15 protein-coding genes and 1 pseudogene are annotated in these 13,829 nt (G+C 36.5%); 3 read left to right on the top strand and 13 right to left on the bottom strand.

The features are described from left to right. Positions 1-10: 10 nt before the first annotated feature. The 12 genes and pseudogenes from MKY94_RS10975 to paaA all read right to left on the bottom strand — a co-directional run bounded on the left by MKY94_RS10975 (position 11) and on the right by paaA (position 10,082). A complete protein-coding gene (locus tag MKY94_RS10975; RefSeq protein ID WP_151109678.1) occupies positions 11-655 on the bottom strand; it encodes an NIF family HAD-type phosphatase in 645 nt (214 codons plus the stop codon). Between the two features lie 62 nt (positions 656-717). Next, positions 718-1,595: pseudogene (gene paaX, locus MKY94_RS10980) on the bottom strand (phenylacetic acid degradation operon negative regulatory protein PaaX). Between the two features lie 319 nt (positions 1,596-1,914). Further along, positions 1,915-3,117 carry an acetyl-CoA C-acyltransferase gene (locus MKY94_RS10985; RefSeq protein ID WP_151109676.1) on the bottom strand — a complete coding sequence of 401 codons (1,203 nt, stop codon included), beginning with the start codon at positions 3,115-3,117 and terminating at the stop codon, positions 1,915-1,917. Between the two features lie 8 nt (positions 3,118-3,125). Beyond that, positions 3,126-3,986 (bottom strand): 3-hydroxyacyl-CoA dehydrogenase, encoded by an 861-nt coding sequence (locus tag MKY94_RS10990; protein WP_151109674.1) that lies wholly within the window; start codon positions 3,984-3,986, stop codon positions 3,126-3,128. A gap of 79 nt (positions 3,987-4,065) precedes the next feature. Beyond that, the gene (locus MKY94_RS10995; RefSeq protein ID WP_151109672.1) at positions 4,066-5,583 is read right to left on the bottom strand and encodes an aldehyde dehydrogenase family protein; all 1,518 of its coding nucleotides are present in this window, start codon (positions 5,581-5,583) and stop codon (positions 4,066-4,068) included. A gap of 14 nt (positions 5,584-5,597) precedes the next feature. Next, positions 5,598-6,371, bottom strand: coding sequence for an enoyl-CoA hydratase-related protein (locus MKY94_RS11000; protein ID WP_144536211.1), 774 nt, complete (start codon positions 6,369-6,371; stop codon positions 5,598-5,600). A gap of 12 nt (positions 6,372-6,383) precedes the next feature. Then, positions 6,384-7,130, bottom strand: coding sequence for an enoyl-CoA hydratase-related protein (locus MKY94_RS11005; protein ID WP_229654066.1), 747 nt, complete (start codon positions 7,128-7,130; stop codon positions 6,384-6,386). Positions 7,131-7,156: 26 nt separating this feature from the next. Further along, positions 7,157-7,459 (bottom strand): EthD family reductase, encoded by a 303-nt coding sequence (locus MKY94_RS11010; RefSeq protein WP_144536207.1) that lies wholly within the window; start codon positions 7,457-7,459, stop codon positions 7,157-7,159. Positions 7,460-7,472: 13 nt separating this feature from the next. Further along, positions 7,473-7,973, bottom strand: coding sequence for a 1,2-phenylacetyl-CoA epoxidase subunit PaaD (gene paaD / locus MKY94_RS11015; protein ID WP_151109669.1), 501 nt, complete (start codon positions 7,971-7,973; stop codon positions 7,473-7,475). A 26-nt stretch (positions 7,974-7,999) separates the two neighbouring features. After that, positions 8,000-8,803: a 1,2-phenylacetyl-CoA epoxidase subunit PaaC gene (gene paaC, locus MKY94_RS11020; protein WP_191963853.1), complete on the bottom strand. Its 804-nt coding sequence runs from the start codon at positions 8,801-8,803 to the stop codon at positions 8,000-8,002. Beyond that, positions 8,800-9,147, bottom strand: a complete 348-nt coding sequence (gene paaB / locus MKY94_RS11025) for a 1,2-phenylacetyl-CoA epoxidase subunit PaaB (protein WP_151109667.1) — start codon at positions 9,145-9,147, stop codon at positions 8,800-8,802. Before paaB ends, paaC begins: the two co-directional genes overlap by 4 nt. 2 nt (positions 9,148-9,149) lie before the next feature. After that, a complete protein-coding gene (gene paaA, locus MKY94_RS11030; RefSeq protein WP_340845153.1) occupies positions 9,150-10,082 on the bottom strand; it encodes a 1,2-phenylacetyl-CoA epoxidase subunit PaaA in 933 nt (310 codons plus the stop codon). A gap of 710 nt (positions 10,083-10,792) precedes the next feature. On the opposite strand from paaA, the gene MKY94_RS11035 reads away from it, so the two are divergent. The 3 genes from MKY94_RS11035 to MKY94_RS11045 are packed head-to-tail and all read left to right on the top strand — an operon-like array spanning position 10,793 to position 12,767. Further along, positions 10,793-11,362: an Ada metal-binding domain-containing protein gene (locus tag MKY94_RS11035; protein WP_151109663.1), complete on the top strand. Its 570-nt coding sequence runs from the start codon at positions 10,793-10,795 to the stop codon at positions 11,360-11,362. Then, on the top strand, positions 11,359-12,261 hold the full coding sequence (locus MKY94_RS11040) for a DNA-3-methyladenine glycosylase (RefSeq protein WP_191697175.1): 903 nt from the start codon (positions 11,359-11,361) through the stop codon (positions 12,259-12,261). Before MKY94_RS11035 ends, MKY94_RS11040 begins: the two co-directional genes overlap by 4 nt. After that, positions 12,261-12,767 carry a methylated-DNA--[protein]-cysteine S-methyltransferase gene (locus tag MKY94_RS11045; RefSeq protein ID WP_191963852.1) on the top strand — a complete coding sequence of 169 codons (507 nt, stop codon included), beginning with the start codon at positions 12,261-12,263 and terminating at the stop codon, positions 12,765-12,767. The genes MKY94_RS11040 and MKY94_RS11045 overlap by 1 nt, the downstream gene beginning before the upstream one ends. Positions 12,768-12,809: 42 nt before the next feature. Here the strand turns inward: MKY94_RS11045 and MKY94_RS11050 are convergent, their stop codons facing one another. Then, positions 12,810-13,820, bottom strand: coding sequence for a collagenase (locus MKY94_RS11050; protein ID WP_151109659.1), 1,011 nt, complete (start codon positions 13,818-13,820; stop codon positions 12,810-12,812). Between the last annotated feature and the right edge of the window lie 9 nt (positions 13,821-13,829).

Raw genomic sequence — 13,829 nt, forward strand, 5'->3', positions numbered from 1 at the left:
AGCTTCGGAATTATAAAGTAAATTCAAGAACCTCTCTAAGATCCTTTACAATATAGTTTGCTTTCTCCAGTTCCTCTGGCTGAGAGAAGTCAAATTCAACTCCAATTGCGATCAAGTTATTATCTTTCGCTGCATTTATATCCGATGAGCGATCACCAATTACATATCCTGATGTAATTTGATTTTCTTTCAATACTCTTTCTACTAGCTCCGATTTATTGCCGGATGCAACAGTTTGTATACTATACACTTTCTTAATATACTTTTCCAGATCATATGTTTCGACTATTGCCTTCAAGTATTCTTCCTGTCCATTGCTAGCGATGAGCACCTCGTAGTCCTTGCTTAAAGTCATTAAAAGCTTTTCTGCATGTGGATAGAGTGCACCCTCGTTGTTTTTGATCAAGGCGATTAGTTGTTTATGAAAATATTCATTACTCTTTTCTCGAATTTCGTTAGAATGCTTTGGGCAAAGAGTTTTCCAAACGGTAGGAAGTGTAACGCCCATAATTTCTCGGTACTTTTCTATTGGCGTATCTTCGTTCCATAAATCTTGCTCTCTTAACATATTAAAAGTTTTTTCTAATGCAGGCTCTAATATTAAGTTTGTTTGAAATAACGTTCCGTCCATATCAAAAATACAGCATTTTTTCATTATTCTCCTCCTCATATCTTATATAACTAAAACCGAACCTATTAAGATTCGGTTTTCAAGCACTATTCCTTTAAAAGTGGGTGGTAGTTAGCATCATATTTTACATCTTTTCGTTGAAGGTCATTATCTGCTTGAAAAACTTCTTCAAAAAATTCGCTTGCTGAAGGTGCCAGTAATTTATAATATTGCTCGAATAAAAGTGCAGCATGATTACCACTCCATATTTCAGGTAACAGGTCCTTTGGAAGACCCGGATCAATAAATAGGAACTTCCGATATTCATGAACTAATCTAGTCCTTTCTACAAAACATTCAGCTAATGACATTTTCTTATCATTCATCATACTTTGATGAACTATATATTGTTGGCTATAAGTGGTTATAAACTCTTTATATCTTGCTTCTATTTCTAAGAGTGGCCAGCTTTTTTCCACCAAAGCCTTGTTCTCTTTTGGACCTTTATATTCTGAAACAAAAAAATCAACATATTCATTTATATCATACTTCTCTATTAAAAATTCTACTTCATTATCTAGATTATTAGGAGATATCCAACAACCATTTGGAAGCTGCCAAATCCGCTCCACAACAACTCCTTACGAAGCTCATCACGTATCTGCCTTTTTTCTTCAGGAATTGTATACATTAATATGCGCCATTTACCATCCCATTCATTGGGCATCAGCTTAAAGATTCGATTCGCAGCTTCTTCCATTCTTAATTTACCTCGTTTGGTAAGAAAATAATAGCTTTTGTTTCCTACTTTCTCAGATTCTAACCATCCCTGTTTCATCATTCTAGAGACAGCTACGCGGACTGATTGTTCATTATGTCCAAATTCCTTGAGAAGGCGAATAAGGCTACCGATCCATATTTTATTGCCATAGTGTCTTATATAATCGCCATATATCGTAAAGATCATTGACTGTGTGTTAGACATACTATCATTCACTCTTTTCTAATTTACCTACTAGAAATATATCACAAATTCTAAATTATTTCACTATTTTGTTATAAGGATATACTAATTATTTCCCTGAAAATAATTTAATTTTCTGTATTTATAAACCTCATATAGATTAAACAAATTTTATTGTTAAAGCATTTAATCTAGAAATATACTACATATTTTATAGTACGAATTATTGTTAGGGTGAATATAAAAATAAAATCATTAGTTTATTTAGGCATTAGAAAAACATCTCTTACAAACGGTACGTCAAACGCACATAGAGATGTTCTTGTATTTTTATTCGGACTTACTGAATACCTTCAAATATTGCTGAAATTCCCTGACCTACACCTACACACATCGTAGCGAGGCCGTATTTTGTTTCTCTTTTTCTCATCTCGTAAATAAGTGTGGTCACAATTCTTGCTCCACTAGCACCTAAGGGATGTCCGAGTGCAATTGCACCTCCGTTTACATTAACGATTTGTGGATCTAGCCCTAGTTCCCTTATACATGCCAGTGATTGAGAAGCAAATGCTTCATTCAATTCTATTAATCCGATATCCTCTATTTTTAAACCTGCACGTTTCAAAGCCTTTCTTGTTGCAAATACGGGTCCAAGTCCCATGAGAGCTGGTTCTAGACCGATAGTTGCAGCAGCAACATATCTTGCAATAGGCTTTAAGTCTAATTCCCTTGCTTTATCTGCACTCATTAGAAGTAACCCAGCCGCACCATCGTTAACACCAGATGCATTTCCTGCTGTCACAGTACCACCCTCAAAAAGAGGAGCTAATTTTTTTAACTTTCCTAAGCTTGTTTCTGGTCGGGGGTGTTCGTCGGCCACAACCAATACTTCTTCTTCTTTATGATTTGTAAACCTCACAGGAATTATCTCATTTAAAAAACGATTATCCTCCATCGCGTTTTTAGCTCTTTGTTGACTTTCAAAGGAGAAGATATCTTGATCCTCCCTAGATATTCTGTGCTTCACAGCAACATTCTCAGCAGTCTTTGGCATTGAATCAGTTCCATACAACTCTTTTAACAATGGATTTATAAATCGCCATCCAATCGTTGTATCTACAAGCTCCATATCTCCTCTTGGAAATTCTTTCGTAGGCTTAGCCATTACGTAAGGAGCACGAGTCATACTCTCTGTTCCGCCGGCAATATATATATCACCATCTCCTACTGCAATTGCTCGAGCTGCATAAAGTATTGCATCTAAACCTGAACCACAAAGTCTATTAATTGTAGTGCCACCAACCTCTAACGGTAGTCCTGAGAGTAACGAAGCCATCCTCGCTACATTACGATTATCCTCCCCAGCTTGGTTGGCATTTCCTAAAATAACTTCTTCTATTTGATCGACTGGAAGTCCTTTATTTCTTTCTATAAGTCCCTTTATAACAAAGGATGCTAAATCATCTGGCCGTATACTTTTTAAACATCCATTATACCTACCGATAGGAGTGCGTACAGCATCTACAATTACAACTTCTCTCATTTCTTATTTCACTCTCCCTCTTCTGTATAACTATAAACACCCCTGCCCGTCTTTCTTCCAAGCCGGCCAGCTTTAACGTATTGTTCAAGTAAAGGCGCTGGCCGATATTTTTCACCAAGCTTTTCATGTAAATACTTTAAATTATTTAGTCGAGTATCTAATCCAACAAGATCACCGAGTTCAAAAGGTCCCATTGGGTAATTCAAGCCTAATTTAATGGCTTTATCAATTTCTTCCGGAGTACCTAAGCCTTCCTGAAGCATATAGAATGCTTCATTACCAACAAGCGCACTTATTCGACTAGTAATAAACCCTGGAAACTCTTTAATTACCACCGTTTCCTTGCCCATCTGCTTAGCAACTTTTTTTATAATTTCCACGGTATCATCACTAGTTTCTAGCCCCCTCACTAGTTCTACCAATGGCATTTTATGTACTGGATTAAAAAAGTGCATAGCAATTGTCTTATCGGGACGTTTAGCGAAGGATGCAATTTCTGTTGGGCTCATAGTAGAGGTATTAGTCGCAAAATAACATTCTGCTTTAGCATGTTCTTCTATTGTCTCAAACACTGTTCTCTTAATTGCAGCTTTCTCAGGAACAGCTTCTATTACTAAATCAGCTCCTTGCACCGCTAAAGTAAGTTCTAATTCATAACTAAGGTTACATAAATATCTTTCTGCCATTTCAGTAGTTAGTTTTTCTTTTTCAATACCTTTTTCAAATAAAGCCTCGATTTCTTGCTTAGCTTGTTCTAAGGCTACTTGATTGTTGTCGACAACTGTCACCTCATAATTAGACAGAGCTGCTACATAGGCAATTCCTCGTCCCATTACACCGGAGCCTACAACAACTATATGTTTAACCAAAAACAGCACCTCCCCATTTTGTTTATGTAGAAAAAAGACAGGAACCATCTTTAAGCTCCCGCCCTTTTAATGTATTTCTTTAAAGCCCCAAAGGATTTAATGGACGGCTTCCATAGTAAGATAAGATACTCTTAGTTTCTGTGTACAGATCTAACGTTTCGATGCAAAGCTCTCGTCCAAAGCCTGATTGCTTGTATCCGCCAAAAGGAGTTCCTGGAAATGCTGAAAACGGACAATTCACCATTACTATACCTGCCTTGATCTGATTAGCAACTCTTGTAGCTCTTGCTCCATCCTTTGACCAAATAGCAGAGCCAAGTCCAAAAGTAGTATCGTTAGCTAATTTAATCGCTTCTTTTTCATCTTTAAATTTCATTACGACCACAACCGGCCCAAATATCTCTTCTTTTACTACGCTCATCTCGTGATTTACGTTAGAAATTATAGTCGGCTCAAACCAAAAACCATTCTCAAATCCTTTTGGAGAACATGTATGGCCTCCTGCTATAATCTCTGCCCCATCCTTTATCGCTGATTGAACATATCCATTTATCGTATCCAACTGTGTTTGGTCTATAATAGCACCAACATTTGTTCCTTTATCAAAAGGATCTCCTAATTGAAGTCTTTTTGTCTTTTCTAGAAACTTACTTACAAACTCTTCATAAATATCTTCTTGCACATACAAGCGAGAACGAGCTTCACAGGATTGACCTGAATTATAAAAAATCCCAAATAAAGAGCCATCAACAGCTGCATCAATATCCGCATCAGCAAACACTATACTGGGGGACTTTCCTCCAAGTTCTAGAGTTACCCGCTTCAAGCTTTCAGAAGCTTTTCCCATAATGTCTTTCCCTATAGGGGTAGACCCTGTAAAAGCAACCTTATCCACTTCGGCGTGCTCTACTAAATAATTTCCAATTTCTGAGCCTGAACCAGGGACAATGTTGACAACTCCTGGTGGAACACCTGCCTCCAAACAAATTTCACCTAGTATTATGGCGGTTAATGGAGTTAAAGATGCTGGCTTCACGATAACAGAACAGCCTACAGCTATTGCTGGCGCTATTTTCCATGCAGCCATCATCAGTGGATAATTCCAAGGTATAATTTGTGCACAAACTCCAACAGGTTCTTTTTCTGTATAGTTATGAAACTGACCTGGCACATTATTGACAGAACCTCGGTGTCCAACAATTGCACCCGCATAAAACTCAAAATCCTCAATAGCTTGGGTTACTTGACCTTGAGCAGCGTGAAGCGTCTTTCCAGTATCTAAAATCTCTAGCTCCACTAACTCATTGAAGCGAGAGCGCATAATTGCAGCAATTTTATTTAAAATCTGTGCTCTGCGACCTATAGGATACATTTTCCACTTACCGTGATCAAAAGAGTTACGCGCTGCTGCAATTGCCTTTTCTGCATCTTCCTTGGTAGCCTTAGCAACCTCAGCTACAAGTTCTCCGTTAGCTGGGTTAAAGGTTTTAATTGTTTCACCCTTCGAGCCTTTCATCTTTTCTCCATTTATTATTAAATGATAAAATGCTCTTTTTAGAGACTCTTTTTCGGTTTTATCGTCTTTAATAGTTGTCATGAATAAGACACTCCTTATTTTCCTGAAAAAACAGGTTTTCTTTTTTCTAAAAAAGCTTCGATACCCTCCAGATGATCATTGGTTTGTCCTGCTATTCGCTGTGATTGTGCTTCAAATTCTAGATACTCCTCTAAAGGCATTTCTGTAATCGCTTTCATTGAACGTTTTATAAGGGCAACTGCTTTAGAAGGCAAGCTAGCTAAATGTTCAGCAAAATATGTTAACTGATCTTCCCACTCCTGAACCTCAATAATTTTATTGGCTAAACCTAGGTTAATTGCCTGCTGAGCTGAAACTTTTTCACCTAAAATTGAGAGTTCTAATGTTTTAGCTACGCCTATTAACTGAGATAAGTAATACATATTCCCACAGTCTGGTACGAGACCTACATGGATAAAAGCATTTAAATAGCTACCTTTTTCGGAAATTAGACGGAAATCACAGGCTAAGGCCAAACTAAAGCCGGCACCAGCAGCCACCCCGTTTACCGCTGCAACAATTGGCTTTTCGCATAAACTAATCTGTCTTAGCATCGGATAATACGATTCTCTTAATAGGTTTCCATAATCCATCTGAGCATCCACTTCAGTTAGATCCTGTCCAGAACAGAAGGCTCTACCTTCTCCAGTCAAGAGAATACTACGTACTTCTTCCGAAGAAGACGCGGTTTTAAATGCAGCTTTTAACTCTTCATTCATCTTAGCGTTAAATGCATTGAGCTTATCTGGTCTGTTTAAGACAATCCAAGCTACATTATTTTTCACAAAATATTTAATGGACTCGTACATATTCACTCCTCCCTATTTCCCTTGGTAATTTGGTTTTCTTTTTTCAACAAACGCACTCATTCCTTCTTTTTGATCCTCTGTGCCAAATAGTAAATAAAAGTTTTTTCTTTCATACTGCATCCCTTCATGGAGTGAGTAATCTATTGCCTTGTTCACAGAATCTTTTATAAGTCGCAAAGAAATAGGTGGTTGTGAAGCAAGAATGGTAGCCAACTTCATTGATTCTTCCATTAGTAGCTCACTCGCTACAATTTTATTGATAATGCCATTGTTCAAAGCTGTATTTGCTGAGATCCGCTTTCCGGTCCATAGCCATTCCAAGGCTTTTGTTCTTCCTACTAACTTAGTAAGTCTTTGCGTACCTCCAGCGCCAGGCATTACTCCAAGCCCTACCTCAGGAAATGAAAACTCTGTCCCAGCTGCAGCTATTAAGAGATCACATGCTAGAGCAAGCTCGAATCCACCCCCAAAGACATAGCCCTTTACTGCCCCAATAATCGGTTTTTTAATAGTTGCTAATCGATCCCAATCAGAGAATTGATCTAATAATTCTAGACTAATAGGATTATCGCCCATCATTTCTTCAATATCAGCACCAGCTGAGAAGGCCTTCCCATTTCCAGTAAGGACTATAACTCGAATGTCTTCATGACTTTCAAACGCTAGTAATGCTTCTAATATTTCACTAACCATTTTTCTATTTAAGGAATTAAGCCGTTCGGGTCTATTCAATTCAATTATCCCAACTTGGTTCTTCATTCTAGTTTCAATGAATCGGTAAACCATTAAGAATCCTCACCTATCATAAGAGTTACCAAGTTTCCTGCAAACCCCATTAAATCTTTACCTGATGCTTTTCCTTCAGGAGAATTTAATCCTGCTTTCAAGGAATCTAAATCATCATATATCATCTCGCACATTAAATAATATTTAGGGTCTCCACCCATTGGAGAATTCGTAAATTTTGTGACCTTCATCTCCTTTAAGCCTGGAATTTGTTCTGTAATAGGAGCATGAACCTTAAAATAGTGGTCATCAAACTCCTGTTTGTTCTCTGGGTGTTTATACATCGCTATCAATTTAGCCATTGGATTTCCTCCTTTACATAAATGTAGAAATAGGTTTCATTGCTTCAAATACATTTTTGCAGCTTTTACAATATAAGATGCTTCTGCAGGCGGTTGGACCAAATATATTTTCCATGGATATATAAGTAGATCCGCAATAGGCACATTCAACCTCCCATGAATTTTCCCCTTCCTTAAATAGTGGAGGAGGTGATATTCCAAACTTCCTTAAGTTGGCATGCCCTTGCTCTGTTATTCGGTCCGATGTCCAAGGAGTATGAAAAACAAAATCTACTTCAGTCTTTCCTACTCCAGAAATATTCTCTAAAGCAGCCTTTGTATTTCCTTTGATGATATCTAAAGCAGGACACCCTAAAAATGTGGGAAGTAAATGGACCTTTACTGCTTCTTCCTCAATAATAATTTCTTCAATCATACCGAGATCCACTATGCTTACAGAATCTATTTCTGGATCCATTACTTGATATAGAACTTCCAATATGGACTCTTTAGTAACAGTTGAGCTTTTTAACACATTTGTCACCTCTCTCCATTTAATCCTTACCAAGATGCTGCTGGATCAATACTATATACTTCTGAAAGAGTTTTAAGCGCTTCATCCAAGTCTTTTAAATGTTCTCCATTTCGCCCGTTCTTCTTAGGTATAATCGGAATATTAGGCTTTTCAATCTGAAGAGACTCAAAAATGGGAGATAATCTCTTGTTCCATCTTTCCTTTAAAATTTCCTCAGTTTCAATTAGGTGATGTTTTTCTATAATCTCTTTATCTATGCCATATGAAAAAAAATCGGAAAAGTCATCACTCACTTGTAAGATTGCATGCATCATTTTCTTTTTGGCAACATCCGTTGAGGATAATAATTGTTTGAACCATATTTCCCAGTGTAACAGGTGATAAAAAATTTCCATTTTTACCTTCAAGGCTATATCTGCTAACGGTACATATGAACTTGCACACAAGGAATCTACTTTGATTTTTTTAGCCGATATATAAAAATAACTTCTAACAACTTGTAAGGCCCAATCGTATTGTGGGGTTTCCATGTATGTTCCCTTACCGTTAGCTCTTTCTGTAAGAACACTATTTTTCCTAGTGGAAGTAGGCCGAAGGTGAGCAAGAAGGTCTGCATTTCCTACTCCGAAATCTTCTAAAAGTTTATAATACATGGCAGCATGCCCCATGCTGTCCTGGCTAATAGAAGAGGAGGCAACGTCTTCTTCTATGTGAGGTGCGAGGCCTAGCCATTCAGAACCACGATAGGCAAACATAAAATCATCATCCGCCAGTTGAAAAAGAAGACTCTGCGTAGCGTCCTTATATTCCTGGCTCATCTCCTCACTCATTTACGATCTCCTCCCCACGATAGTATTTCTTTTTCATCCAAAATTTGTTGCTCGTATTGGCGCCATTTTTTCTTTAGATAACCATAGCCTTTTGTTGTGCGATATTCTTTATTGTCCAATCTGGCTAGTGTTTGCTTCTCTTCATTTTCTATCTTGCGAATATGCTTTCGATTGACAATCCAAATGTCTGCTACAGGCTCCCGTCTCATGAAGTTTTCCTGAGCCATTATAAAAGCCATTTGTTCATTAGGAGCTAGCAGACTAAATTGGTGTTGAAATGCAGAGCTTGAAGTACGTTTGCTAAAGATTTCATATTCTTGATAAAAGCTCTTTTCTTCGTTCATTGTTATTTGTTCCTCCCATAGCTTACCGTAGCACTTAGCGCCTCTCTTACCCAGGCGTTATTTTCGTAAGAGGTTCTTCTAAGATTAAGACGTGCCTCTGATCTAGGACCACCATTTTTTATGACTTTCTTAAATTCGTTCCAATCAGGTTGTTGATATATCCAATTGTTGCTCTCTCTATCAAATCTTAACGTTGAATCAGGTACAGTTAATCCCAACGATAAAATACGAGGAATGTATTTATCAAAAAAAAGTTGTCTGAATTCTTCATTTGTTTTAGTTCTTATTTTGTATTTAATCGTCAAATCCTGTTTAGAGGATCCAGTGGTTTCTTTAGAGGCCGGGCCAAAAAACATAAGAAGTGGCTCCCACCACCGATTTAGTGCCTCTTGAATCATTTCTTTTTGCTCGGTTGTTCCTTCAGCGAGGGCCATAATTATAGATTCTCCGTGCTGAGCATGGAATACCTCTTCAGCACAAATCCGCTGTAACGCTCTAGCATAAGGGCCGTAGGAGGCATTAAGCATATTGGTTTGAGTTATGATTGCAGCTCCGTCTACAAGCCAGCCGATAATTCCAGCATCGGCCCATGTCTTGGTTTCCATATGAAATACATTATGAAACTTCAAGTCTCCATTGAACAAATCTTGCATCAAATCAGCTCTATTTTTTCCATAGGGTTTTAGCAAATCCTCTGTAACTCGAAGTAAGAGCTGACCATGCCCCATCTCGTCTTGCACCTTAGCCATAATACCAAGTTTTCTAGACAGGGAAGGTGCTCGCGGAACCCATTCCTTTTCAGGTAATGCTCCCATTATTTCACTCATTCCATGCATAGAAATTAATTTTATTAAAGTTATTCGATATTCCTCTGGCATCCAATCGTCTGCTTCAATTTTATCTCCTGAATGAATACGCTCCAAAAACTGAAACATTTTTTGTTGTTCTTCTTCAGAAGTTAGCACTACGTTCAACTAAAATCCTCCTTTATTCAAGCTATGCTTATCTAAAACTAGTCATAACAACGTTAAAACGTTTTCTTAAAATCAGTTACAAATAACAAGCAAACTACTAAACTTATCTATATTAAAAGTAAAGAAAATTAAATCCTCCTTTTATAAAAGATAGAGACGAAAACATATAACCATTTTTAAACGTAAAACTAAAAATAGTAATGTATTTATTACAGATTAATATTTTTGTAAATTTAAGTCAACGAAAAATTCTGAAAACTAAAAGAAAAAATTATGTTTAGACCATAAGCGCAAGAAATAAGACGATTCTTACATAATTATTTGATATGGTAAAACAAATGAAGATTACTTTTGGAAAAATTTAAATGGTATGATATTTAAGTAACCGCATGCTCCATGTTTACCAAGAAAACCAATTGGGAAGAACCGTTAGTTTAATCAAAAATAAATAGTACTTTTCACTTAAGTTTATTTAGCTATATAGTTTTTGTAGAGCTTAGAGGCATTCGGTAACTCTATAAGAAAAGTGTCCTGCTAGAGGAAAAAAATCTATCTTATTGTTTGAAAAGTATAAAATTGTTGTGTTTCAATATTGCTCATGTTTTTCTATAATGGCGATAAAAGATTGAGGCTCTTTCTTATATTTGTAAAATTAATGGAGGAGGAAACTAATGGATAAAATAAATCTATCCTTTGAGGAAATGTGGCAAAGGATAATAGCGTGTGATCATAATTATGATGGGTATTTTTATACTGCTGTTAAAACCACAAAAATTTATTGTAGGCCATCCTGCAAATCCCGTAAACCCAAGAAGGAAAACGTAGTATTCTACAAAACTAAGTCAGAAGCTGAAAAAGCAGGGTTTCGTGCATGCAAACGATGTAAGCCTGATTTACTACTAGCTCCTCAAGAGGACTTAGTCGAGCAGGTCATTTCTTTTTTAACTAATAATTATAGACAACCCTTAACATTAGAAAATATATCATTACATATGGGAGTCAGCCCTTTCCATTTAGAGCGTGTATTTAAAAAGGTTACATCAGAGAGTCCCCGCCAGCTCTTAGAAAGGATTCGTATAGAAAAGGCAGCCCATTTACTGAAGCATACAAATGCCTCAAACTTAGAAATAAGCTTGCAAACTGGATTTCAAAGCACCTCTACTTTTTATAAAGCCTTTAGAAATTCTTTTCAAAGTTCCCCAAGTGAATTTCGTAAACAATGGAGGATGATGCAAGTATGAATGAAAAAGTACAACTAAGTCAACTGAGCATTCCAACTCCACAAGACTTTAGTTTCGCTGAATGTCTGAAGCATTTAATGAAACCTGAACAAGAATGGTTGTACAGAGTTATCGACAATTCCATTTATAAGCTACTTAAAATGGATGATGAACTCATTTTGTTCATAATTGAGTGGCAACCAGGAAATATAATTGTCAAATTCCCTCTTACTCAACCATCTACTATACAAGTTAAAAAAGTTACTACATTTATTAGTGAATGGTTTGATTTGGAGAAGGACTTGAGAGATTTTTATGAACTTGCTAATAATGATCCTATTTTACGTCCAATCGTTCAAAGTTATTATGGATTACGTATAGTTGGTATTCCCCATTTTTTTGAAGCAATAAGTTGGGCTATTATAGGTCAGCAAATCAATTTAACATTTGCTTACACTTTAAAGAAGCGCTTAGTAGAAAAATATGGAGAATCGTTAGAGTATGAAGGTAACAAATATTATGTTTTTCCTTCATTAGAAATAGTTGCATCTTTAACTGTAGAGGATTTAAAACTGCTACAATTTAGTGCTAGAAAAGCAGAGTATATTATAGGAATCGCTCAGCTCATTCTACAGGGAAAGTTATCGAAGGATTTAGTACTTAAACAAAAGACATTCGAACAAAAGCATTTGTTTTTAACATCTATTAGAGGAATTGGACCTTGGACCGCAGACTATGTTTTAATGAAAAGCCTACAAGAGCCCACTGCTTTCCCTATTTCCGATGTTGGCTTGCATAACGCCTTAAAAAAACAATTAAACTTAGACCGTAAACCTACTATGGCTGAACTAAAAGAATTGGCTATGAATTGGGAAGGCTGGCAGGCTTACGCTACATTTTATCTTTGGAGGTCATTATAATGCATAGAGTAGACTTTCAATCACCGATTGGAGTATTAGAAATCTTAAGTACGATGGAGGCTATTTATGCCATCCACTTTACCGAAAGAACTGAGACAGATTTTCAATTGGATGACAATCATCCTGCTGTAGTTCATATATGCGTTAAACAATTGCATGAGTACTTTTATGGAGACCGGATGGACTTCACTTTTCCATATATTTTTGAAGGTACTGATTTTCAACAATCTGTTTGGAAGGCACTTACTAAAGTTCCATATGCCACAACTGCAAGCTACAAACATATTGCTCAATCTATAGGTAATGACCGTGCGGTTAGAGCTGTTGGGAGTGCGAACAATAAAAATAGGTTGCCTATCGTTATACCCTGTCATCGAATCATTAGCGTTGGAGGAAAGTTGACAGGTTACGCAGGTGGGCTATGGAGAAAAGAATGGCTTTTAAACCATGAACAAGCAAAATTAAAAAACAATCCTCTTAAAAGCATTAATGTAAAGAAGCCGTGACTATTGTCTCGGCTCCTTATTTCCAAACCATTTAATTTAATTTTATAAATTTACTAAAAGGGTTTGTTGAAAATCTATTGTACTCTTTCCCGTAGTCTTCTCAAAATTTTTATAAAAATCATCTAATGACTTAGATAATAATAACTCCGTTAAAACTTCAGTACCATACAAACTATCCAGTTTTTTAACTGTAAAGTATCCCTGAAGGTACACCTTATAATGCTCTAATTTAGATGGTATTGTTTTGTTTGTGTCTATTAACCGATAATCCACTGTTTCACTTAATATGTTCGGGTCGATAACTCTATCCTGATATCCTACGTACTCACTCAGCCCTTCGATAAACCAAAAAGGTAGATGCTCCATTTTGCTGCTTAATCCATTGATTTTAGCGAACTGGTGAATACGATAATGGGTATATTCATGTAATAATATTCTTTCCCATCTTTGTTCCTCGTCCATTTTCATAAGATGTATTGATTGATCCATGCGCTTATAGTAACCTACCGCTCCTGGCGATATTTCCTTAATAGCAGCTGGATCATTATATATTTCAATCGATAAAGGGTCCTTCACTTCATTTCCAAAAATCAGATCAAGTTTAGCCTTTTCTTTCTCTAAAAGAGAGGAGTACTCATTCACAGAGGCTATATTTTCTTCTGCAAAATAATAAGAAATATTCGCAATTTTTTTCTTTTCTATATCCTTTTGGATGAGGCTATTAAAGAAAATATGGAATATGCTTCCTATTTCTTTCTCTCCTGTATTTGTTATCTTAGATGAAGGAGTTATCTCTTGATAAGGCTCCTCTGCATAGTTCAACCAAATGCTTCCTCCGATGAATATGGAAAATAATAGAGTGCCAACAAAAAAGAAACTAGTCATAAGAAGATTATTAATCTTTAAGCAGATAATTTTTAAAGCAAAGAGGGCAATGAGCACGCCATATTCTAAATAGGACCAACTGGAAAATTCGATAAACATTTGCACGACAAACAATCCGACGACAATAGGTAACAACAAATACAATACTTGAATAATTAAGGCTTTCAATTTATCCTC

Source organism: Psychrobacillus sp. FSL K6-2843, assembly GCF_038626375.1.
GTDB lineage: Bacteria > Bacillota > Bacilli > Bacillales_A > Planococcaceae > Psychrobacillus > Psychrobacillus faecigallinarum.